Source organism: Chryseobacterium culicis, assembly GCF_900108365.1.
Lineage (GTDB): Bacteria > Bacteroidota > Bacteroidia > Flavobacteriales > Weeksellaceae > Chryseobacterium > Chryseobacterium culicis.
In genome coordinates this window covers 315,537-338,953 of sequence record NZ_FNWQ01000001.1, presented here as the reverse complement: position 1 = coordinate 338,953, position 23,417 = coordinate 315,537, and the positions used below count along the sequence as shown (strand labels likewise).

The following is a 23,417-nucleotide window of genomic DNA, read 5'->3' as shown; positions in this document are numbered from 1 at the left end:
TTTAGAATAAAAACAATCAATAAATTACTAAAATAAGTTAAAAACAGGATATTTAACAAAATCACATCATTTAAAACTTATATTTTTTTAAGAAATAATAACAATCACTTAAATTGATATAATCTATATTTCAAATTCAATTATAATTATAAACAAATTGAATATCAATCAATTAAAAATAAAAAGTAGAGAAAATAGCTAAAATCATCAACAAATACTATGCAAGGCATATTTCCACAACTGAAGAAATAATTACGTTTTAAAACAAAAAAAACCGCCCGAAGGCGGTAAAATATATTAAAATTGTATTATAAGAATTAGTTCTGATTCCAGAATGGAGTCGTCTGGTTCTTAGTAAAACATTGAGCATTTGAAATCTGAGGAACGTTTGCTGAGTTAGCAACGTACTCAGAAGACGGATACATCAATCTGTATGGTTTGTTAGGCTTCGCAGAAGTAGTCGCCATAGGTGTAATAGGGAAACCTGTTCTGTTATAATCAATAAAAGATTCTGTAGGGTTGATTCCTGCAGTAGCTAACCATTTTTGAGTCATGATTGCTTCAATCTTATTATCGTTAGTACCAGTCCATCCTAAACCAACTTTGCTTTGAATTGCTGTAATGTAGGCAGCTGAAGCACCAGTTGCAGCATATAGATAATCGAAAGAAGCTTTGATACCACTTTCAAATTTAGCCTGTCCGTTAAAAGAGAATACACTTGGATATCTCAGCGCAGCTTCAGCCTGAAGGAAATCACTTTCTGAACGAGTCATGATAACACCCGCTTTAGCAGATCCTACAGAAGTTAACTGAGCGTTACTACTAGGACTGCCAGCACCGAAGATCCAGCCATTTCCAAATCTTGAAACGGTAGTAAGATCTGTTGGAGCTCCAGGCTGACCTGGTGTAGCACCTTGTCTTACTCCTTTAACAACCGAAAGACCATTGTAAGTAATTAATGAGAACATTCTTCCTCTTCTTCCATCAATGATCCCATTAAATTTCTGATAAACATTGTCAGTCATATTATAAGGATTACCATTAAGACAAGTTGCAACGTGCTCAGATGCTGTAAATAATGTATTATTCTGCAACTGAGAGTTTGAACTGTTTCTTACATAATATCCAAAAAACGGATTTTGCTGATCATCGTTCGCAGCACTGTATCCAGGATTTACTAAAACATCGCTTTCTACAAAGTCTGCTCCGGATAAAGTCTGAAGCTGCTGATCTCTGAAAGTAGCCATAGAACCTGTTACTTTAGACATTCTAACTAACAGTCTTAATTTCACGGTATTAGCAAGACGCTTCCAATTATCCATATCACCCTGAAAAACAATGTCTGTAGAACCTAATTCAAGGGCTGCAGCATTTCCATTATCAATAATAGCAATTGCATCGTTGATACCCAGAATCAATGATCTGTAAATTTCCTCATCATTATCATATTTTGGAGTAGCATTTGCCTGTCCCATGAAAGCCTCGCTGTACGGAGCATCACCATATAAGTCTACGATGGTCTGCATATAGAATGCCTTCATTACTTTTGCAGCCGCTAAGTAATTGTCATACTTATGCGTTGAATTGTCAAACTTTTCAATAGCAACAAAGTTACTTACGTTTCTGTATAAACCATCCCAGATCTGTGGATAAAAAGAACTGTCTACATTCAGCGTATATTCATTACCGAATGGAGATCCAAAAGAATAAGAGTTACCCGCATAAGAGTTCATCATAAGTCCCCCAAATCTATTCATCCATGTAGCTTGAGTTCTATAAGTCTGAGCAACAGCACCAGGGAATAATAAAGTTGGAGTAATAGCTTCTGCATGGATGTTATTTGGGTTTTCATTAATATCCAAATAATGATCACATGAAGTCAACGTCATAGAGGCAACAATTAAACCTAGTATTGTATATTTAAATTTTTTCATTTTCAAGTAATAATTAATTAAAGTTTAGAAAGAGGCTTTAAGGTTTACACCGAAGCTTCTAGTTGATGGGTACTGCGTTGTATAAGCAAAACCTGCAGCATTCCCAGTTGTACTTGCCGTTTCCGGATCCGCATAGTTTCTGTTGTTATCCGCATACTTAAAGAATGGGTTTCTTGAGTAAACACCTACTGTCAAGGAATTCAAGAAAGTAGAACTTAAGACTGATTTTGGAATGTCATAGCTTAATGCAATTTCTCTAATCTTTAATGCAGTAGCATCCACTACTAAATTTTCTCCAACAGCTCTGTAAGCACTACTTGAGAAGTAATTAGTAACGTTAGTATACGTTCCAGCACCACCTACCGGAGTATTATTCGGAGTATATACCGGATTTGCCGCTGTACCTGTGTTCTGTACAGAATTAGGAACAATGTAACCTTGTGTTCTGTCAAACTCAGCAGATTCTTCTAAACCTCCTGTAAAGGCAAGTAAGTTTTTCGTAAATGACACAAATTTGCCTCCTTGTCTAAAGTCTCCCATTGCAGACAATGTGAATCCTTTATATTTAATATTAGTTGAGAATCCAAGAATATAATCAGGAGTAGCTCTACCTAACACCTGAAGGTTACTTGTTGTTAAAGGATTTCCTTTAGAGTCAACAATAATTCTTCCCTGATCATCTCTCTGGAATGCGCTTCCTTTGATTACCGGGAAGTCTGACCCTTTTACCGCGAAGATACCTACCGCAGCAGAAGTACTGCTCAATAGAGATACTTCATCAGCACCATCAGCTAATTCCAATACTTTAGATCTGTAAGTAGAATATGATACTTTCATATCCCAGGTAAAGTCTTTTGTTTTAATAGGTGTTAATCCTAAATCCAATTCAAGACCTCTTAATCTCATTTTACCTACGTTATCAAGAACGCTGGTTAAACCAGATGCACTGGATGTGGTTTTAGCCGTAATCAAATCATCTGTCGTGGACTGATATACTGAAGCATCTAATCTCACTCTGTCTTTTAGGAACCCTAGAGAAACTCCAAAATCTACAGTATTAACAAACTCAGGCTTGATATCTACTGCTGTAGGAGTCTGGTTGTTGATATATGAACTTAATCCATTGAAAGGGAATCCTGTAGGGAATACTCCAATTTCGTCAGTTGCATACGGAGGGATTGCAGAGGTATTACCTACTCTTGTATATGAACCAGTAATTTTTGCGTAGTTAAGAATATCTCCTTTTAAGTTAGCAAATGCTTTCGTAGGAACAAAAGACAAACCTACAGAGTAATATGGATAAACCGGGTTTGTTCTCTTACCAGTATTATAAGGAATGGTAGACATTACTGAAGACTGCTCAATTCTGAAAGTAGAGTTTAAGAATAAATAGTCATCATAACTTAAATCCAAGTTCGCAAATCCTGCAATAATTCTGTTATTCGTCTGATAGTTATCCAAATTGGCGCTGGAGAAAGGATCTGGATTAAGAACGTTCTTAATATTATACCATCCCGGGATGTCAAGATTGTTTCCTCCTACAGACGTTACATTATATGTTCTATCCTGAATGTTGTTACCAATGTTTAGCTTTAAATTGATTTTATCTGATAAATCATAATTAAAGTTAATCATTAAGTCACCATAATAATTTCTTTCTTTAGATGTACTTTCGTAGTACCAAGAAGTAATATCACCCTGTCCTAAATCACCAAAAGTAATTCCATCAATAGATGTTCCCGGAAGATTGTATGTTTTACTGAAAACAGCACCATCATTATGTCTCATGTACGTCATACCTCTTGTTGTAAGGTTACCTGTATACGTAATGTTGATGTTCTTATTTAATTCATAATCTAAACCAAGGATAGCACTGAAGTAATCACTACGTCTGTCATATCTTTCATGATCGATAGTCCAGTAAGGATTTACCGCATATCCTGTATAATATCCTTCAATTCCACTGTTTCTATACAGCTTAATGTTATTATTTGTAGGTGTCTGAAGAATATCATCATATAAAGATGAATTCGTATTAGATACGATTCTATTAATATAGTTGATGTTACCATCAATTTTTAATTTTCCGATTTTTTTACCAGCTTTAAAGATAAAACTGTTTTGTCTAAGTTTATCACCTTCAACTACGAAATTATTTTCAGTTCTGTTAGCAGAGAAAGACACATAAGCATCAGATCCTCCTGCAGTAGCTGTAATTCCATTCTGAGTCAGTATTCCCGTTGAAAAGAATTTACTCATATGATTTTTTACCGGAGCATATTTTTCATAAATAAATGATCCGTCAGCCTGCGGAAGACCCGAAGGCATCATAGTGCCCCCGATAACCGGATTGTCATAAGCTGCTCCCCAGGACATGTTTTCCCATGGTACATAATTTGTACCACCATAGCTCACATCACTCCATCCTTCATCCTGAACTCCTTTCCCGTACTTTTGCTGAACTTTTGGCAGCATAAAAACGTTAGAAACATCAATAGATGAATTGAACGTCATCTGAAGTTTTTCAGATTTCGTACCTCTTTTAGTAGTTACGATAATTACCCCGTTTACCCCTTGCTGACCATAAAGAGCCGCTCCCTGTAAACCTTTAATTACGTTAATGTTTTCGATTGCTTCTGGTGGGATCTGCTGCAAGATATCAGCAGATGAAATAACGTTATCAATTACAATTAATGCCTGGTTATTACCCGTAATAGATTTAGCTCCTCTTAAGACAACTCTATAGCTAGGATCCACCCCATTATTTGTCAAATTGATTTGTAAACCTGAAACCTTTCCCGTCAACGCCTGTACAGCGGTTGGTGCAGACGCCTGATTTAATTCTTTCGTCGTTACAACTTGCTGTGTATTTGTTACCGCATCGGCCTTTCTTTTGATACCTAAGGCTCCGGTAACAACTATCTCCTCTATATTTTTGGTTTTTAGAGTATCCTTCGTGTTTTGTGCTGATACCATCATAAATGATGACGATAGTACCACCGCAAATACACTCGCAGTTAATTTCTTCATATCAAATTCAATTATTTTTTACAGGCTACAAATTTGTAAAACTTTCTTAAAAAGACAAAGGATTTTCTTAAAAAAAAATAAAATTTTTAACTATTATCAACAAAAACAACAAATACAATATTAATTTTTGTTAAAAAAGTTCTTTTTAACAATTGTTAAAAAAAAATTAAATCATAATTTTTTTAATACCATAATGTTATTTTTAATGAAAATAATTAATACAGTCATTAAGTGAACAGAATATAAAATACTGATTTACAACACTTAAACAAAGTTTCATTTATAAAAACACAATAATATTTGAATTCTAAGAATATTATTAATTCATATCCTAACCTTCACCAAAAAGAGAAATAACATAAAGAATCACAAATAATATCATTCTTATCAAAAAAAACTTCTTTTTAGTAAGAAAAACTCATTGGATTTATTTTGGAAATTGTGTGTTGAAAAGATGACTGTTAGTTATTATTTTGGCAGAATCATGCAGCCAAACAATGAATTATACATTTGTTTTTTTAATTTTGTAAAGTTATTTAAGAGCAATATGGAACTAATAAAAAACTGGTCAAACCTCTACATCGAAGCGGGATGTGATGAAGTGGGAAGAGGGTGCTTAAGCGGACCGGTAGTGGCAGCAGCGGTCATTTTAAATGACGATTTTGAGCAAAATCTGGTTAACGATTCAAAAAAACTAACGTTTAAAACACGGATGGATCTGGACAGCTATATCAAAGATAATGTAAAGAATTATGCTATAGCAGAGCTTCCTCCTTCCTTTATTGACGAACATAACATTCTTAACGCAAGTATTCATGCGATGCACCGGGCTTTGGATAAGCTGACAATTATACCTGAGCTTATTTTGGTTGACGGTAATAAATTCCATCCCTATAATTACATTCCGCACCAGTGCATTATAAAAGGAGACTCTAAGGTATTATCTATTGCAGCAGCCTCAATTCTTGCTAAAAACTACAGGGACACCTTAATGATTCAGCTTCATGATGAGCATCCTGAGTATGGCTGGGATACCAATTTTGGCTATGCTACAAAAAAGCATCAGGAAGCCCTTATTAAATTTGGTCCAACCCAATATCACAGACAGTCATTTAGGTTAAAATATGACTAAAAACAATTGATTTCCTATTATTGAATTCTTATAAATCAACGGAAAATTTAAAACCATTCTAAATAAAACACAAAATAAAAAAGAGAAGCAATTCAATAACTGCTTCTCTTTTTTATGCTATAATTGTAAGAATTACTTCTTCTTATTTCTTTGCTGCTCCTGTACTTTTTGCTGTTCCTGAGCTTTCTCCATCATTTCTCTCATTCTCTTCTGGAACTTGCCTTCTGCTTTAGGCTTTTCTTTATTAGACTGAATCTGGGCGTGGATCTTCTTTTCATCCAGAATCACATACTTAATAACAAGGATAATTAAGATATTAATCGCATTGGATACAAAATAATACCATGAAAGACCTGAAGCGGAAGTGTTTAGGAAGAACAGGAATGTAATCGGGAAGATATACATTAATACTTTCATATTTGGCATTCCTTCCTGCTGTGGCTGCTGCATATTTCCTGAAGTCATCACTGTATAAATCAAAATAACAACCGTACAAGCTAATGCGAAAATACTCAGGTGATCTCCAAGGAAAGGAACTTTAAACGGAAGCTTGATCAAATCATCATAAGCTGTTAAATCCTTCGCAAACCAGAACCCCTGTCCTCTAAGGTCGATAAAGTTCGGGAAGAAACGGAATAAAGCATAGAAAATCGGAATCTGAACCAAAGCCGGTAAACATCCCGCCATCTGATTCACTCCGGCTTTTCTGTACACTTCCATCGTAGCCTGCTGCTTCTTCATCGGATCAGCATCCTTGAACTTCGCATTCACCTCATCAATTTCCGGACGGATCACCTTCATCATTGCACTTAATTTGTGCTGCTTATACATAATAGGTGATAAGATCAGTTTTACAATGATAGTCATTACAAAAATTACCCATCCTGCTGATAATCCCCACGCAGCAATAAGACTGTACAGCCACATGAAGAAATAACGGTTCATCGCTCCAATGAAAGACCATCCTAACGGAAGAATTTCATCAAAGTTTTTATCGTAAGATTTAAGCAACGGTAAATCCAATGGCATGAAATACCATGTAAAATCCTGGTTCAGTTCACTTCCGGTCATCTGAACAAAACCTTCGTAATTGAATTTCTTCAGATATTCTCCTTCTTCAACATTTTCCTGATTTCCTTTACTTTGGGTAAATCCGTTTTTAGCTTCAATTACTGATGAGAAAAACTGTTGCTTTACACCAATCCAGTTAAGGGTTTCCTTTTCTTCATCCATGGTGGTTCTTCCATCATAATCATAGTCTTTATAATTATTGAAGGCATAAGAAAATTCTGAGTGAGACTGCTCCTGAGCTCTCCCTTTTTCTAAGTTTCTTACGTTATAATCCCAGATGAAATCTGCTTTATTGTCTGAAGTAATTTTAGAAAGTCCCTGAGTTCTAACTTTGAAATCAAGAGTATATTTTGGAAGCAGCGTATAAATGAACTGAATAACAGCACCATTGTAATCTGCAGTTAAGGTTACCGCATTGCCATTAACAGTAGGTGAGAAAACTAAATCTTTAGTATTGATAACCTTTCCGGTTTTATCTTTAAACTGAAAACCGTAGTTCGAGTTATTTTTATTGATCAGATAAAGAGGCTGATCTGCATTGTCTGTTTTATGGTTGTAAGCTTTGTACTTTAAAAGCTCTACTTTAGAAACCTGTCCTCCCAAGCTTGAAAATTCAAGTTTCAACTCATTATTTCCAAGACTTGCCGTCTGGATAGCATTAGGAGTTACATTTGGATTGATATTGTTTGCCTGAGTTTGTTTTACGGCGTTTTTTACCTGTTCCGTTTTCTGCTGCTGAGCTTTTAACTCCTCTTCTTTCATTTGTTTGTTCTGGAAGTAGAACATAAAACCGAAGAGAACCAGGCATAAAACCGCGAAACTAATCATTTGCTTCTTATCGATTCCGTTGTTTTGTTGCATTTTATTTTATATTAAAATTTTAAATTTAAAATGTACGTACCGGTGTACGTAATTTGAGCTGACAAAAATACTGTTTTTTTATCAAAACTCTATGCTTTACGTTGTTACTATATAATAAACTCAAGCTGAGAATAATCAGCCTGAGTTTATGTGTAGACGTTTATGATAAAATTTTACCTTATTTCTTTTCGCAAGCCTTGATGAAAGCTCTGAACAGAGGATGTGGTGTCGCTACCGTACTTTTATATTCCGGATGATACTGAACTCCCACATAGAAAGGATGATCAGGAAGCTCAAGTGCTTCTACCAATCCTGTTTCAGGATTCGTTCCTGTGGCAAGGAAACCATTTTTTTCAAACTCCTGAAGATAATCACTGTTGAATTCATAGCGGTGACGGTGTCTTTCAGAAATATTTTTGGCTCCGTAGATATCATTTAGTTTAGATCCGTTTTTCAAAGTACATTTCCATGCTCCAAGACGCATTGTTCCTCCTTTATCCACTACATTTTTCTGTTCTTCCATTAAAGAAATTACAGGATCAGGAGTAGCGGTATCAAATTCCATAGAGTTGGCTTTTGTGTGTCCTAAGATATTTCTGGCAAATTCAATGGTCATGATCTGCATTCCTAAACAGATCCCCAGCATTGGAATTTTATTTTCTCTGGCATATTTTGCAGTAAGAACTTTTCCTTCGATTCCTCTGTCTCCGAAACCTGGAGCCACAAGAATACCATTCACACCTTTCAGTGTATCTTTAATATTTTCTTCTGTAATATCACCACTGTACACCCATCTTACTTTTACTTCAGTTTCAAGGTCTGCTCCTGCATGTTTGAATGCTTCGGCAATAGAAATATAAGAATCCTGAAGGGAAACATATTTTCCCACCAATGCAATTTCCACGGTTTTCTTAGGATTCTGGAATTTTTTAAGGAAACTCTTCCAGTCTTTAAGATCTGCGTCTTTATCACTTTTCAGATCCAGTTCTTTCAGTACTACATCATCGAAATTCTGTTTCTGAAGATACATTGGAACTTCGTAGATAGTTTCAAGATCTTTACATTCGATAACGTTATCTAAAGGAACGTTACAGAACTGAGCTAATTTCGCTCTCTGATCTTTAGGGATTTTATGTTCTGTTCTGCAAACTAAAACATCTGCCATAATTCCGCTTTCCATCAATTGACGAACGGAATGCTGAGATGGTTTTGTTTTCAATTCTCCACTTGAAGCCAGATAAGGCAGTAAAGTAAGGTGAATTACCATAGAATTTTTCTCTCCTAACTCCCATTTCAACTGGCGAACAGTTTCAATGTACGGTAAAGATTCAATATCCCCTACAGTTCCTCCGATCTCAGTAATAATGATATCGTAGTTCTGCTTGGAAAGCATTTTAATTCTGCGTTTGATTTCGTTAGTAATATGAGGAATTACCTGAACTGTTTTTCCAAGGAAGTCTCCTTTTCTTTCTTTTTCAATAACAGTCTGGTAGATTTTTCCTGTGGTAACGTTGTTGTTTTGGGATGTAGGAGCATCAAGATAACGCTCGTAGTGGCCTAAATCCAGATCCGTCTCCGCACCATCTTCAGTCACATAACACTCTCCGTGTTCATAAGGATTCAAAGTTCCTGGGTCGATATTGATATAAGGATCTAATTTTTGGATCGTTACATTAAAGCCGCGTGATTTTAGTAGAAGTCCCAGAGAAGCAGAAACGATTCCCTTTCCCAAAGATGAAGTTACACCTCCTGTCACAAAGATGTACTTTGTATTCTTTTTACTCATTAGATTAGGTTTGTGCAAAGTTAGGGGAAAAAGAGATACAAAGCAATTATTTAGATTTTGAAAATGGAAAAACATCCTTCAAACAATTATAAAACCTGATAAAATTTTATCTGTATTTAATCTAATCAAAAGAAATGAAGTGGTAATCTTCCTGTTTTTTCATTAAAAATTCAAAGCAAATTCAAGGGTTTTATAATCAAAAAGGTTTTCCATTTGAGCGGAAAACCTTTTTATATTTTATGTTTTAAGAGGTTACTGTTTTACCAGTTCAAAGTAAGCCGTTACCTCAACATCTTTTGCAATACCAGCAGCTGTTGGATCATATTTGATTCCATAATCCAGACGGTTTACGGTAAATTTCGTCTGAATTCCCATCACTTCTTTTCCATCTTTGTTCTTCGTAATTCCACCAAAAGTAACAGGCGCAGTAATTTCTTTTTCCACTCCTCTCATGGTCAGTTTCCCTTTAACGATATAATTATTGTTTTTATCTTTGGTTACAGAAGAACTTTTAAATTCAATTATTGGATATTTTTCCGCATCAAAAAAATCCTCACTTACCAAATGTCTGTCCCTTACATTAACTCCGGTATTAATGGTAGCAACACTTACGGAGAAGCTTAAATCTGCCTTATCCAGACCAGCACCACTGGTAGCTGCCCTTCCGTCAAATTTATCAAACCTCCCCTGCACAAAGCTAATTCCCATGTGCTTAATCGTAAAGTTAACAGAAGAATGCATGTGGTCTGCTTCCCAGGTACCTTGCGCAAACGCTGCAACACTTAAAAGCGTAAATATGAAAGATAAGAATACTTTTTTCATTGTAATGATATTTTACATTAATACTTTAGTTGAATGAAGCTAAGATATGAAAGATATTCCGACCATAAGTACATTAGTTTTTAATATTACATGCATTTAGATTCTGATAGAAAAATGCTTTTTTATAACTTCGCAGTATGGCAAAACTGAAAACAGCATATTTCTGTCAAAACTGCGGATCTCAATACTCCCAATGGATGGGACAGTGTAAAAACTGCGGACAATGGAATACTTTAGTAGAAGAGGTGGTGGAAAAACCTTCTCACAAAACCCCTCCTTTCTCAAAAACCAAACAGCATGTGATCAATATCGTTGAAGTGGAAACGAGTGAGGAACCGAGAATAAAAACACCTTCTGAAGAGCTGAACCGCGTTTTAGGAGGCGGAATCGTTTTAGGATCCGTTACCCTGATTGGCGGTGAACCGGGAATTGGAAAATCTACCCTGCTGCTTCAGCTTGCTTTGAAAATGAAGAAAAAAATCTTCTATGTTTCCGGTGAAGAAAGTGCTTCGCAGATTAAAATGAGAGCGGACAGACTGACGGATATTCAAAACCCGAACTGTTTTCTGTTCACGGAGACTTCATTAGAGAAAATTCTTCATGAAGCAAAGAAACTGGAGCCGGATTTTATGATTATAGATTCTATTCAGACGCTGCAGTCTCAGCTGATAGAAAGTTCTCCGGGAACCGTATCTCAGATTAGGGAATGTTCCAATGAGATTATCAAATATGCCAAAGAAAACAATACCCCTGTATTTCTTGTCGGCCACATTACCAAAGACGGCCAAATTGCAGGGCCCAAAGTTCTTGAACACATGGTGGATGTGGTTCTGAATTTTGATGGAGACAGAAATCACCTTTTCAGACTGCTAAGAGCGAATAAAAACCGTTTCGGGTCTACTTCTGAGATTGGCATCTATGAAATGGTTTCTCAGGGACTGAAGGAAATTAAAAATCCTTCAGAAATTCTGATCACTAAGAAATTTGAAGAGCTTTCCGGAAACTCCGTAGCGGTAACCCTGGAAGGAAACCGTCCCATGCTTCTGGAAATTCAGGCATTGGTAAGCACAGCTGTTTATGGTACCCCTCAAAGAAGTTCTACCGGATTTGATTCCAAAAGGCTGAATATGCTTTTGGCTGTTCTGGAAAAAAGAGCAGGTTTCCAACTCGGAGCAAAAGACGTTTTCCTGAATATCACCGGAGGAATAAAAACAGATGATCCCGCACTGGATCTGGCGGTGATTGCTTCCGTTCTTTCATCGAATGAAGATATTGCCATCTCAGAACATTACTGCTTTGCCGGAGAAATCGGATTAAGCGGTGAGATACGTCCTGTAGCGCAGGTAGAACAAAGAATTACCGAAGCTGAAAAATTAGGTTATGAGAAAATATTTGTTTCCAATCTTAATAAAATCCCGAAGAGAAAATTCGGAATCAAGATTGAAGAAGTGAGCAAGATTGAGGATTTTCATGAGAGGCTTTTTTAATGGTGAATGGTTAATTTTGCTCCGCAAGTTAATCGTCAATTGGAGTGTGGATAAAAATTCACAAGCGAAGCGAATTCACTTTTCACCTTTCACTATCCACATTTAATTCATACCTTTAAATTATGAATTATCTGGCTCATTCATTTCTTTCTTTTACCGACGGGCAGATCGTAGGGCAGTTTCTTGAAGATTTTATCCGAAACAGGGAACGTTTTTCTTTTCCTAAAGATATTCAGGACGGAATTACTCTGCACAGAGCCATTGATACATTTACGGATTCCCACCCAGCCATTCATGAAGCCAAAAAAGTATTTGCTCCTTTGGTAAGACTCTATGCAGGTGCTTTTGTAGATGTTTCGATGGATCACTTTGTAGCCAGAGATTTGTCGTTAAACTCCCTGGCAGAGTGGAAAGCCCACTCTCTTCATGTTTACAGTGTTTTGAATGCCAATGAGCAGTGGCTGCCGGAAAATTTCAAAAAAATGCTTGTCAAAATGGAGCATGATGACTGGCTTTATCATTACCGTGAAGACTGGGGCATTAAATTCAGCATTCAGAATGTATTGAATAAAGCGAAGTATCTTGATAAAGATATTCCTGTTTTTGAAGCCTTTTTAAAGAATAAAGATCATCTTCAGCAGTGTTATGATGACTTTTTCCCTGATTTACTCGCTCATGCGAAAGGAATTAATACCTTGATTCAGTTGGAAAATTAATATTTCCGATTTGCTTAAAACGCAAAGTTGATATTAAAATAGCTTATTAGAAGTGAGCTAAGAAGGAGCGACAAAGTCGCTGAATAAGCGGAATGGATATGAGTATGCTTAGAAGGAATCAATGAAGTTGATTTTACCTCTGCTTCCTTAACACAGATAAAACAATAGGCTAAATCTTTGCGTTAAATTAAAATAATCCAAATAGAGTTGTAGACCTACTCAACTTTTATAGCTGAATCATGATATGTTTAAAACTGCTTATAAAGATATCGGTTGGGATAGGTAAGTTTTTCACTGTTTCTTTGTCCGTTCACAATAATATGAACAATATTGATCTGATCATCAAAAAGGTTATATAAAAAACTGACTGCCGTTTCCACTTTTTTAGGCGCGGGCGCCGGCTCAGACTCCATAAAGATATTTACAGATTCCTGATCTTCTTCGTATCCTATATAATTGACTTTTATGAATTTGTTATCAGCTTTTAATTTGAAATATTCTGCACAGTATTTCTGTAGAGCATCATTCAGTTTTGCTTTATATTTTTCATCATTAAAATGAAACGCTCCTCCGTATTTTTTTCCTAAACTGTTTTCCATGTCATCAAGAAAGAATCTCCCTGTTACTTCAAATGTTCTGGATTTCGCATTATAATTAATTTCTACGGAACCTACATGGTAAGGGTGAAAGGCCTCACCTTTCGTAAAACTCTGAAAAACCATCATTAGCACTAATAAAAAACTCCAAAAAAACTTACGAGACATGTATCTTATTTTACAGCAAAGATAAAAAAAGCAGCAGTTATAGAAACTGCTGCTTTACTATTTGAATTTGATGATGAAGTCTTACTCTTTAATTACTTTTTTCGTAATTTTTGTATGATCCTCCAGTACAATGGTGAACAGATACGTTCCTTTTACCAGTTCTGAAACATTAATTCTGCCAGAATTAGCATCTAAATTTACAGTTTTCACCAATTTTCCTGAAACATCATAAATTGTTACAGCTGCTTTAGAATGTCTTCCCAGTGCTACATTTACAAAATCTTTCGCAGGATTAGGCGTAATGCTAACCTCTGAATTGATTTTAACATCTGCTGTTCCCAGGGTGGTTCCTGTTTTAACAAAATATCCGCCAAAACCTGTTGTCTGGAAGCTTACTTCCCAGTATTGGTATGTATCATTCCAGATGATGTCTGCAATATCAGGAGTAATTACTGTGGCTGTTCCTCCAAAGGAAGCTACAGTTCCAGTAGTACTTGTGCCTGCATATTTTTCAATAAGAAGGTTTGCCTTATTGGCTACATCCGTAGGTGAGGTGGGTAGTTTTATACCATTTGTAAGATTATAAGCATCGAAATCAGCCTGTTTGAAATACAAAGTTACTTTACCTGTAGCGGCAGCAGTATTAGTATCAGAATTGATTTCGTATCTTCTTGCCACGTAGTTTGGCTGCGCATTATCCACCCATACTTTTGAGGTCACATTTCCCGTAACCGTACTTGCAGTTTCTTTTTCAACTCTTGCAATCAGCTGGCAGGCATTGGTGAAATAATTGTTTCCACTGGTTACGGTGCCGGCTTTCGTTTGATTGGATGTCGCTAAATTCTTTACTTCAGCTACATTTTCAAACACGGTCGCTCTCATTTTAAGGTCAAATGTTCTGGATGTCCAGGTGGTTCCATCTGCAGAGGTTTTAGACCTGTTGTTCACCACAGCACTCTCGGCTTTCATGGCAATTCTTCCGCCTAATCCGTTAACTACGATATAAAATTCTTTTCCGGTTACCATTTGTACATTCAAATCGGAAAGATTTACATAATTCCAGGTAAATCTTTGTGTATTATTAAGCCATGATGTAATGGTTTTGGTAGCAATAATATCTCCCGGGTTACCATTGGCATTCACTTTTCTGATCTGAATATCTACCGGGATATCCGAAGAAAGTGTAGTACCCGTTAAGAAAGAAAAACCTCCCAGCTTTCCGGTTAATGTAGGGGTATATCTTACTGCCAGGGCTATATTATCAAAATAATAATTAGATTCCGTATTCGCAATTATATAAGGCTCATCATAGCCTATCGTCTCAAAATTGGATTTCACACAGCCCAATTCATCAGTAACGGCCTTATAGATATCCAGTTTTCCATATCCCCATCTCATGTTCGGAACCGTACCTGTTGCACCGTCCATTCTTGCATTGGCCGTAAGACGGGCTTTCACCTGTGCAGCCGTTAATGAAGGATTGGCCTGAAGCAGTAACCCTACCGCGCCGGCTACTCCAGGTGAGGACATACTTGTTCCCTGATTTTTCACATAATAATTGGTTCCGGCAATAATATCCGTAGTACCGGGAGAAGAATCAGAGGATCTGGATGAAATAACATTTTGTCCTGAACCGGCAATCTCAGGCTTCTGAACACCATCTACCCTAGGTCCCTGTGCGCTGAATGAAGAGATAGATTCCTGTGGAGTAAGCGTAAAATAGCCGCTTGTTCCGCTATACCAGCTAGCTCTTCCCATGTATGAAGCCACTGTAATTGCATTAGAAGCATTTCCCGGAGATCCTACGATATATTCATTATCTCCGTTTTGCAATGTGGTTGCTACGCCCTGGCTGTACAGCCATCCGTGAGTTGTAATCTGCTGTGTTCCGTTATTGGTAATCTCCAACGTATAATTTCCCTGAACATTGGTAGTACCTGAATTTCTGGCAACAACCAGCTGAACATATCTTTTGTTATTATCATTTCCCCAGTAATTATACATGGTAGCCGTAATACCGCCACCCAATATGCTATGAGCAGTATTGGTGCTTATATTTTGAGTATACTGCTGCCCGTCAGGAGTTGTTAACTTTGCGGTAACCGGAGTATTGTCATTGGCATACATAATGAATGAAAATACATTTGCTGCAGAAGTATTGCTGGCTACAGTAAAATTATAGGTCTGAGAGGCATTGGCTGCAATATCCACTTTTCTGTGAAGATTAGCCCCATAATCATTTCCTGCTGAGATCACTACTACTCTTCCTGCTCCGGAGGTGGTAAAACTGTTAACCGCCACTTCATGACTGGAAGTTCCGTCATGCGCAGTTCCCTGCCCGCCAATACTCATATTGACAACGATAGGTTTGTTGAGTGCAGTCGCTACATTTTTGAAATAAGTTAAAGCATTAATGGTATTGGTGGTAGGAAAAGATCCGTTACCTCCTTTTACAAAGACAATGTCTGCATCAGAAGAAAATCCTTTATGCCTTTTGTCGGCAAAAGCAGCGCCATTTCCTGCGGCAGTACCGGAAACATGGGTTCCATGGCCGTTGATATCATTTTCACGAACGAAACCTGCCGGAGTTCCGTCCAGTTCATCTTCAATCTGTGCTCTGGTATATTCCACACCTGTTGAAAATCCTGTCGGTGCTGTTTCTCCTGCCTGTGCGGTTAATGTCTGATCCCAGATGGAAACAATTCTGCTTTTAGTCTGGTCATCAGCTTTTCTGAAATCGGGATGCTTCCAGTCTATTCCACTGTCGTAAATCCCTACTAGTACACCTGTACCGTTATAGGCTGTGTTATTAAAGACTCCGTCCTGCAAAAGACTGGCCCCGGACTGCGCTCTGCTCACATCATTATGAAGCTCATCAAATTCCGGTGACATTACAGAAGTTACATAAGGCAGCTTCGTAAGTCTTTCAATATCTTCAATAGTAACTAAGGCTGTAGAAAAGGTCGGAAGCTGGCTTTGTACAAGAAAACCATCGGCTTTCAGTTTTTCAGGTTCTTTAGTGTAGATAATACATGAGTACATGGTTTGTGCCCCTTTTGAGGTCACTACCAAATGCTGGTCAAGCTTCATATCAGGACGTTCCAGTTCTTTTACAGATCTTCCGTTAGTGATACTTTCTTTATTTTTCAATAAAATATCAAACCGGGAATCTAATTTTTGAACCTGTCCGTAAAAAGCATAGGAATATAATCCCAGAAATGCTGCGGCTGCATTTCGCAGAACTTTCGTTCCTCCGGGCGAAATGTGTACTTTTGTAGAGAATAATTTTTTAATATCCATAATTCATTTTTAAGCAATACAATTATACAATTTTTATTTAGAATCAAAATAAAGCAAATCATTAATAATTATTATGCTTAAAAATTAAATTAAATAATAAAATTAACATCATTTTAACAAAACCTTTAAAATATAAAATTTTTTAACCAAAATGCAGGATTTTCTTTTTTATTTACATCTAGGATGGGAACATATCATTTCTTTGGATGCCTTAGACCATCAGCTTTTTGTTCTTGCGTTAATTGCCGTGTATTCTTACAGTGACTGGAAAAAAATTCTGATTCTTGTCACTGCATTTACGATCGGGCACTCTATTACATTAGCTTTAAGCGTTCTGGATGTTTTTCGGGTTCCTTCTGATTGGGTTGAATTTCTAATTCCTCTGACTATTGTTGTGACATCACTGGATAATATCCTGATGAAAAATCAGAAGCAGACTTTAATGCGGGCTAATTATTACCTTGCATTGATCTTCGGGCTTGTGCACGGAATGGGTTTTGCCAATACCGCCAGGGTAATGATTGCAAAAAGCCAGAGTATTGCTCTGCCTCTGCTTGGCTTCAATATTGGTCTTGAGCTGGGTCAGATCGTAATTGTGACTGCTATTTTAATTGTTCTCTTTATCCTGCTCAATCTTTTTAAAGTGAATAAAAAAGACTGGATTCTGTTTGTTTCTTCCGGGGTATTTGCGCTTTCGCTAAAAATGACTTTGGAAAGAATTCCGTTTTAAAAGTTAAATATTTTTATTATTTCAACTGCTTATTCCTATCTTTGATCATTAATAAATCATTTTCGGTTATGAAACTAAAAGTTGTTATACTTTCACTTTCTGTATTTGCATATACAGGTTTCACCGCACAAAATATTCAGAATAACCCGGGCAGCAATCATGGCAACAAGTTTGAGCAGCTGGGAACCATTCTGCCCACACCCAACATCTACAGAACGGCTTCAGGAGCTCCGGGACACGGATACTGGCAAAACAGAGCCGATTACAACATTTCTGCTTATCTGGATGAAGACAAAAGAAATCTGAAAGGTTCAGAAACTGTAACTTACTACAACAATTCTCCGGATGAACTGGATTATATCTGGCTGCAGCTTGATGAAAATGAACACTCAAGCATCAGAAATGCAGGTTATGACAATTCTTCTGTACTCCGTCCCTCCACTACAGACCAGCAGCTTAAGGTTTCTGAGCTTCCTGTAAAAGACAATGGCTATGGAGTGAATCTTGAAAAAGTAACTGATGCTTCTGGTAATCCCTTGAAGTACACAGTCAATAAGACGATGATGCGTATTGACCTTCCTAAAGCTTTGAAAAAGGGGGAAAAATTCATTTTTAAGGTAGACTGGAACTATAATATTTCCAACCGAATCAAGATGGGAGGCCGGGGAGGTTACGAAAATTTCCCTGAAGACGGCAATGATCTGTATACGATGGCACAGTGGTATCCAAGAATGTGCGTTTACAGCGACTTCCAGGGATGGCAAAACCATCAGTTTACCGGAAGAGGAGAATTTGCTCTGGTTTTCGGAGATTTTAAAGTTTCTATGAATGTTCCTGCCGATCATATTGTAGGAGGAACCGGTGAGTGTAAAAACTATGATCAGGTATTGACATCTGATCAGCTTTCAAGATATAAAAAAGCTGAAAATGCGGCTGAACCTATTGAAATTGTAACTTTGGATGAGGCCAAAAAAGCCGAAAAAAATCATTCAAAGCAAAGAAAAACATGGGTATTTGAGGCGAAAGATGTTCGCGATTTTGCATGGACTTCTTCCAGAAAGTTTGTATGGGACGGAATGCGTGTAACGATTCCTGAAAATAATAATAAGGTAATGGCCATGAGTTTCTATCCGAAAGAATCTTATGGACTGTACAGAAAATTTTCTACCAAAGCAGTAGCGCATACTATCAAAACCTATTCGGAGTTTACCATTCCATATCCTTATCCTGTAGCGCAGTCTGTAGAAGCTGCCAACGGGATGGAATACCCGATGATCTGTTTCAACTTCGGAAGAACTGAGAAAGACGGAACCTATTCTGAAGGTACCAAAAACGGAATGATCGGGGTAATTATCCATGAAGTGGGCCACAACTTCTTCCCCATGATCATCAATTCTGATGAAAGACAGTGGGCTTGGATGGATGAAGGGCTGAATACGTTTACAGAATATCTTACAGAAGAAAAATGGGATAATAAATTTCCATCGAAAAGAGGTCCTGCGTGGACGATCGTAGATTATATGAAACTGCCGAAAGACCAGCTGGAGCCTATCATGAGCAATTCTGAAAATATTGTTCAGTACGGCCCGAATGCTTATTCAAAACCGGCTACAGGACTGAATATTCTTCGTGAAACCATCATGGGACGAGAGCTTTTCGACAAAGCATTTAAAACATATGCCAAAAGATGGGCTTTCAAACATCCTGAACCTGCAGATTTATTCCGCACCATGGAAGATGCCAGCGGTGAAGACCTTGACTGGTTCTGGAGAGGATGGTTCTATGGTACAGACCCTGTAGATATTGCGATTGATAAAGTAACGGTAGCAGTTCCTAATCTTGAGACAGATCCAAAAGCTGCCGCTGAAGTAAAATATCAGGTGGAAAAGCCTTTGGTAAACAGTTTTGAAGATCTTTCCAAAATCAGGAACAGAGAAGACAAAAATATCAAATTCTATGTTGACGGTGATAAGGACGCTCAGGATTTCTATTACCGATATGACAGAGGTCAGGAAAAGGTAGATCATAATAAGGAATACACCATCAAAACAGAGGCGGGTCTTCCTTTAGATGCCAAGGATAAAGAAAAATTTAAAAATATTACCGGATATCAGATTGATTTTGTGAACAAAGGCGGACTGGTAATGCCGATTATCCTTGAGTTTACTTTTGAAGACGGATCCAAAGTGTATGATAAATCTGCCGCACAGATCTGGAGACTGAATGAACAAAAAGTCTCCAAAACATACTATTTTAATAAAAAAGTAACATCTATACAACTGGATCCGATGAGAGAAACAGCTGATATTGATACGACCAATAACTTCTGGAGCAGCGCCGGATCCGGTGCTGAAACTTCAAAATTCCAGCTCTTTAAGCAAAAGCAGGAAGCAGGTTCTGTACGAGGAGGCTCAACCGGTAAGGTTAATCCGATGCAGGCCGCAGGAAAGAGCTAAAAATACCTAAGCTGTAACTGACAACATAATAGCACTACTTATTATTAAAAAGAACTTAAATTTTTTCTCTTCAATAATAAGTAGTGCTCATTTTTTTGATAAAGACTTTAATCACTTTTATCTTTCTTTCGATAAAATATAATATTCTGCTTAAAAATAACAGAAACTCAAAAGCCCATTAATGTCGGATCTGCAGCCAGACTTGGACTGGGTCAAAACTGTCTCGGGTTCTGCTAACCTGATAACCATTTTGAAAAAGCCGGACGTTTCCGGCTTTTTTGATTACACGACCAACTTAAAATCATTAGCCGTTGATAATCAAAATTTTATTTCAAAAAAAACGCAACAATATATATCACATTATAAGGAAAAACAGTATCTTTGATTTACTTCTTTTACACCAAATGTCAAAATCCTGATTGACTTTAAATGCTCAGGAACGTACAATCAAAATATTATAACTATGAAAAATGCTAAATTATTAAGCAGAGACGCCCAGAAATCAATCAATGGCGGAGCAGCAGGACGTTTCTGCTGTGAGTACAATTACAAAGGACAGTGCATCCTGTGGATCGGACCGGGACAATATTGCCCTTAGTATGTAACCATCAGATAACAATTTTTGAAAAGCCGGACTTTTTCCGGCTTTTCTTTTTTTAGCTTAAGTGAGCTTTTAGATTCTTTTTATAGGTTCTCCCCAGCGGAAGCTCTTCTCCGTTTTTAAGGAAAACCTGGCCGGCATTATAAGAATTAATATGATCGGATAATACAATATAGGACTTATGGATTCTGATAAACCCGAAATGCTGAAATTTCTCCTCAAAATTAGACATTCTCTCCAAAATCATATATTTTTTCAATGGGGTCATCAGCACAATATATTCTCCAAATCCCTGTATCCATAAAATATCCTTAAGAAAAACCTTGTTCATCACATAGTTGGATTTGAACATGATATAATCTTCCTGATGCTGGCTGCTGGCCGAGCTTCTGAACTGAACAAAATCTCTTGCTTTATTGACTGCTTTTTTAAAGGTATCAAAATCTACTGGCTTTATAAGATAATGCACAACATCCAGTTCAAAGGCCTTCACCGCATATTTTGTTTCCAAAGTAAGAAAAATACACAGGGGCGGATCCGGAAGCTGCTGTAACAACTCTACTCCATTAATCCCGGGCATATTGATATCGAAAACAACCAGATCTACTTTATTGGCTTTCAAAAAAGCCAGTGCTTCTTCCGGTTTCTGAAACGAAGCCAGCAGCTCAACATCGTCAAGCTGATCACAATATTGTTTTACAAGCTGCAATGCAGGATACTCATCATCTACATTTACAATAGTAAGCTTAGCCATTGATAGTAATTGTTAAAGCAATTTTATATTGATCATTTTCTTTCGGGCCGGAATAAAACTCATACTGATCCAGATAAAATTTTTCTAATATATGAATAATTGCTTCATTACCCAACCCGTGATAATTGGATTCAACCGGCTGAATTCTATCTTTCCCGACAGAGTTTATAATTTCAAAATACAGTTCGGAGCGCTCAATTTTACAGAACAGTTTTATAAAACTATGAGCTTCTTCCCCTATTGCCGAATGCTTTAGGGCATTTTCGAATAAAGTAAGCAATATAGCAGACGGAATCTCAGCAATGTCAAATGCTTCCTGCTCCTCAATATCCATTACAATATCAAGCTGGTTATTATACTTAAGCTGGTATAGAGCGGCAAGCGCTTTCAGGGAAGAAAACTCCTGGGAAACGGTTACTTTTTCTTTTCCGCTGTCATAAATAATATATTTCAGTAGTTTGCTCAACTGCAAAATAGAATCCGATGTCTTTTCCGACTGGGTAAAACTGTTGGCATAGATGTTATTAAGGGTATTCAGCAGAAAGTGCGGATTCAGTTTAGATTTCAGCAGATCAAGATAAAGCTGGTCTTTCTCTTCTCCAAGGCTGATCACATCCTGCTCTATTAAAAATTTGTCTTTGGTAATTCCTAAAAAAGATCCCACCAGAATTATGATCCCCTGCGAGATATACACATTATAGAGAAAACCTACGTGGTACCCCTTTTCGCTGAAATCTATCTGAAAAACTGCCGGCTCCCACAGAATCCTGAAAAGACTGGACACCAGAAAACAGATTAGCGCATAGAGGATAAACTCCGGATACTTGTTGGATAAATAGAATCTGGGAACAAGATAATAGTAGACGAGATAATAAATTCCAATATTGAAAATTGTATTCAAAATAATGCTTACCACCAGCTGAGCAGAATCCAGGAAGTAGTTTTCGGTGAAATAAGTCATCAAAATGAAGATAAAAAGGAAAAATATATGCTGAAACCTCAACAAAAACTTCCAACGGTACCTCATAAGACTTTCCAGAATTTTACCGCTAAATAAAATCCTGATAATCAATAATATAATGATAAAATTAATGATTAAAAACATAGTTCGTACCGTATTTTGAAACGCATCAAATATAATATCTTTTTGTCTCAAAATGCAGTTCGTTGAGAAAAACTGTCATTGATTGAAAAAATCTAAGCCCGCTCCTTCGAATAAATATATTTGAGAAACCGCAATATTAATCAAATATTACATGAAACTTAATATACAATTAACGCTTATTTTATCATTTTGCCTGCTAGGCAGCCATTTGCGCAGTCAGAGTAAAGACAATTACAATATGTGGTTTCAATACCTGATGTCTGCGAAGATCACCGATAAAAGTACTTTAACCGCGCTTACCCAATACCGGTCCTTTGACCTGGCTTACGACACAAGGCTTTTCCTGGTAAACGCGTATGTAGACTATGAAGTGGCAGAAAATATAAGACCTGCCGCGGGGGCTATGTTTTTGATCCTCGAATCTTATAACGCCGACGATTCTAAAAAGATAAGATATGAAAAAAGACCTTTCCAACAGGTAACTGCTGATTATTACATTGGCAGAACCTCCATCTCTAACCGGCTTAGAGTGGAAGAACGTTTCATCAGCAATCCTGACGAATTCGAGGTAAGGATCCGATATCTTATTTCTGTGAGAATTCCTTTCAATAAAAAAGGAGAAAAAGAAAAACTCTATGGTATTCTTAAAAATGAAATACGAATGAATGTGGATAAGCTGGAACCTTTCGACAGCAATCGTATTACGGCAGGCCTCGGAATAAAATTAGGCAAAAGTTCTGCACTGGAACTTGCCTTTATCAATCAGCTGGAAACCAAAAAAACAAGCAATTATGGATTTATAGGTTTCAGAAACAGTTTTGACTGGAGAAAAAAGAAACAATAATAACCTCAATACTATTTACATAAA

The 23,417-nt window shown here is 37.0% G+C and carries 16 protein-coding genes; 7 read left to right on the top strand and 9 right to left on the bottom strand.

The features are described 5' to 3' along the window. Nucleotides 1–317: 317 nt before the first annotated feature. Both BLW74_RS01530 and BLW74_RS01525 read right to left on the bottom strand, forming a co-directional pair. Entirely contained in the window at nucleotides 318–1,934 is a 1,617-nt protein-coding gene (locus BLW74_RS01530) for a SusD/RagB family nutrient-binding outer membrane lipoprotein (protein WP_089689708.1), read from the bottom strand. 24 nt (nucleotides 1,935–1,958) lie between these two features. Then, nucleotides 1,959–4,964 carry a SusC/RagA family TonB-linked outer membrane protein gene (locus BLW74_RS01525; protein WP_089689707.1) on the bottom strand — a complete coding sequence of 1,002 codons (3,006 nt, stop codon included), beginning with the start codon at nucleotides 4,962–4,964 and terminating at the stop codon, nucleotides 1,959–1,961. Between the two features lie 547 nt (nucleotides 4,965–5,511). Here BLW74_RS01525 and BLW74_RS01520 point away from each other — a divergent pair. Then, entirely contained in the window at nucleotides 5,512–6,096 is a 585-nt protein-coding gene (locus tag BLW74_RS01520) for a ribonuclease HII (RefSeq protein WP_089689706.1), read from the top strand. Nucleotides 6,097–6,228: 132 nt separating this feature from the next. Here the strand turns inward: BLW74_RS01520 and yidC are convergent, their stop codons facing one another. The 3 genes from yidC to BLW74_RS01505 all read right to left on the bottom strand — a co-directional run bounded on the left by yidC (nucleotide 6,229) and on the right by BLW74_RS01505 (nucleotide 10,636). After that, nucleotides 6,229–8,028 (bottom strand): membrane protein insertase YidC, encoded by a 1,800-nt coding sequence (gene yidC / locus BLW74_RS01515; protein ID WP_089689705.1) that lies wholly within the window; start codon nucleotides 8,026–8,028, stop codon nucleotides 6,229–6,231. Nucleotides 8,029–8,206: 178 nt separating this feature from the next. Further along, nucleotides 8,207–9,814: a CTP synthase gene (locus BLW74_RS01510; RefSeq protein ID WP_089689704.1), complete on the bottom strand. Its 1,608-nt coding sequence runs from the start codon at nucleotides 9,812–9,814 to the stop codon at nucleotides 8,207–8,209. A 252-nt stretch (nucleotides 9,815–10,066) separates the two neighbouring features. Then, entirely contained in the window at nucleotides 10,067–10,636 is a 570-nt protein-coding gene (locus tag BLW74_RS01505) for a YceI family protein (protein WP_089689703.1), read from the bottom strand. A gap of 137 nt (nucleotides 10,637–10,773) precedes the next feature. On the opposite strand from BLW74_RS01505, the gene radA reads away from it, so the two are divergent. Both radA and BLW74_RS01495 read left to right on the top strand, forming a co-directional pair. Next, a complete protein-coding gene (gene radA, locus BLW74_RS01500) occupies nucleotides 10,774–12,123 on the top strand; it encodes a DNA repair protein RadA (RefSeq protein ID WP_089689702.1) in 1,350 nt (449 codons plus the stop codon). 122 nt (nucleotides 12,124–12,245) lie between these two features. Continuing rightward, a complete protein-coding gene (locus tag BLW74_RS01495; RefSeq protein ID WP_089689701.1) occupies nucleotides 12,246–12,839 on the top strand; it encodes an acyl carrier protein phosphodiesterase in 594 nt (197 codons plus the stop codon). A gap of 248 nt (nucleotides 12,840–13,087) precedes the next feature. Here the strand turns inward: BLW74_RS01495 and BLW74_RS01490 are convergent, their stop codons facing one another. Continuing rightward, on the bottom strand, nucleotides 13,088–13,603 hold the full coding sequence (locus tag BLW74_RS01490; protein ID WP_089689700.1) for a DUF6702 family protein: 516 nt from the start codon (nucleotides 13,601–13,603) through the stop codon (nucleotides 13,088–13,090). A gap of 81 nt (nucleotides 13,604–13,684) precedes the next feature. Further along, nucleotides 13,685–16,903, bottom strand: a complete 3,219-nt coding sequence (locus tag BLW74_RS01485; protein WP_089689699.1) for a S8/S53 family peptidase — start codon at nucleotides 16,901–16,903, stop codon at nucleotides 13,685–13,687. A 151-nt stretch (nucleotides 16,904–17,054) separates the two neighbouring features. Here BLW74_RS01485 and BLW74_RS01480 point away from each other — a divergent pair, with 151 nt between their 5' ends. The 3 genes from BLW74_RS01480 to BLW74_RS22765 all read left to right on the top strand — a co-directional run bounded on the left by BLW74_RS01480 (nucleotide 17,055) and on the right by BLW74_RS22765 (nucleotide 20,687). Further along, the gene (locus BLW74_RS01480) at nucleotides 17,055–17,633 is read left to right on the top strand and encodes a HupE/UreJ family protein (RefSeq protein WP_089689698.1); all 579 of its coding nucleotides are present in this window, start codon (nucleotides 17,055–17,057) and stop codon (nucleotides 17,631–17,633) included. Nucleotides 17,634–17,701: 68 nt separating this feature from the next. After that, nucleotides 17,702–20,089 (top strand): M1 family metallopeptidase, encoded by a 2,388-nt coding sequence (locus BLW74_RS01475; protein WP_089689697.1) that lies wholly within the window; start codon nucleotides 17,702–17,704, stop codon nucleotides 20,087–20,089. Nucleotides 20,090–20,552: 463 nt separating this feature from the next. Continuing rightward, nucleotides 20,553–20,687, top strand: a complete 135-nt coding sequence (locus BLW74_RS22765) for a hypothetical protein (protein ID WP_262484685.1) — start codon at nucleotides 20,553–20,555, stop codon at nucleotides 20,685–20,687. Between the two features lie 58 nt (nucleotides 20,688–20,745). Here the strand turns inward: BLW74_RS22765 and BLW74_RS01465 are convergent, their stop codons facing one another. Together BLW74_RS01465 and BLW74_RS01460 are read right to left on the bottom strand one after the other, a co-directional pair. Continuing rightward, nucleotides 20,746–21,444 (bottom strand): LytR/AlgR family response regulator transcription factor, encoded by a 699-nt coding sequence (locus tag BLW74_RS01465; RefSeq protein ID WP_089689695.1) that lies wholly within the window; start codon nucleotides 21,442–21,444, stop codon nucleotides 20,746–20,748. Further along, nucleotides 21,437–22,405 carry a sensor histidine kinase gene (locus tag BLW74_RS01460; RefSeq protein WP_228424722.1) on the bottom strand — a complete coding sequence of 323 codons (969 nt, stop codon included), beginning with the start codon at nucleotides 22,403–22,405 and terminating at the stop codon, nucleotides 21,437–21,439. Before BLW74_RS01460 ends, BLW74_RS01465 begins: the two co-directional genes overlap by 8 nt. Nucleotides 22,406–22,700: 295 nt before the next feature. On the opposite strand from BLW74_RS01460, the gene BLW74_RS01455 reads away from it, so the two are divergent. After that, nucleotides 22,701–23,393: a DUF2490 domain-containing protein gene (locus tag BLW74_RS01455; protein WP_089689694.1), complete on the top strand. Its 693-nt coding sequence runs from the start codon at nucleotides 22,701–22,703 to the stop codon at nucleotides 23,391–23,393. The last annotated feature ends 24 nt before the right edge of the window (nucleotides 23,394–23,417 follow it).

Excerpts from the sequence above, each read along its gene's own strand:
- BLW74_RS01455 (WP_089689694.1), top strand. The coding sequence starts at position 22,701 with ATGAAACTTAATATACAATTAACGCTTATTTTATCATTTTGCCTGCTA.
- yidC (WP_089689705.1), bottom strand. The coding sequence starts at position 8,028 with ATGCAACAAAACAACGGAATCGATAAGAAGCAAATGATTAGTTTCGCG.
- BLW74_RS01460 (WP_228424722.1), bottom strand. The coding sequence starts at position 22,405 with ATGACTTATTTCACCGAAAACTACTTCCTGGATTCTGCTCAGCTGGTG.
- BLW74_RS01495 (WP_089689701.1), top strand. The coding sequence starts at position 12,246 with ATGAATTATCTGGCTCATTCATTTCTTTCTTTTACCGACGGGCAGATC.
- radA (WP_089689702.1), top strand. The coding sequence starts at position 10,774 with ATGGCAAAACTGAAAACAGCATATTTCTGTCAAAACTGCGGATCTCAA.
- BLW74_RS01485 (WP_089689699.1), bottom strand. The coding sequence starts at position 16,903 with ATGGATATTAAAAAATTATTCTCTACAAAAGTACACATTTCGCCCGGA.
- BLW74_RS01520 (WP_089689706.1), top strand. The coding sequence starts at position 5,512 with ATGGAACTAATAAAAAACTGGTCAAACCTCTACATCGAAGCGGGATGT.
- BLW74_RS01505 (WP_089689703.1), bottom strand. The coding sequence starts at position 10,636 with ATGAAAAAAGTATTCTTATCTTTCATATTTACGCTTTTAAGTGTTGCA.
- BLW74_RS01530 (WP_089689708.1), bottom strand. The coding sequence starts at position 1,934 with ATGAAAAAATTTAAATATACAATACTAGGTTTAATTGTTGCCTCTATG.
- BLW74_RS22765 (WP_262484685.1), top strand. The coding sequence starts at position 20,553 with ATGAAAAATGCTAAATTATTAAGCAGAGACGCCCAGAAATCAATCAAT.
- BLW74_RS01475 (WP_089689697.1), top strand. The coding sequence starts at position 17,702 with ATGAAACTAAAAGTTGTTATACTTTCACTTTCTGTATTTGCATATACA.
- BLW74_RS01490 (WP_089689700.1), bottom strand. The coding sequence starts at position 13,603 with ATGTCTCGTAAGTTTTTTTGGAGTTTTTTATTAGTGCTAATGATGGTT.
- BLW74_RS01525 (WP_089689707.1), bottom strand. The coding sequence starts at position 4,964 with ATGAAGAAATTAACTGCGAGTGTATTTGCGGTGGTACTATCGTCATCA.
- BLW74_RS01510 (WP_089689704.1), bottom strand. The coding sequence starts at position 9,814 with ATGAGTAAAAAGAATACAAAGTACATCTTTGTGACAGGAGGTGTAACT.
- BLW74_RS01465 (WP_089689695.1), bottom strand. The coding sequence starts at position 21,444 with ATGGCTAAGCTTACTATTGTAAATGTAGATGATGAGTATCCTGCATTG.
- BLW74_RS01480 (WP_089689698.1), top strand. The coding sequence starts at position 17,055 with ATGCAGGATTTTCTTTTTTATTTACATCTAGGATGGGAACATATCATT.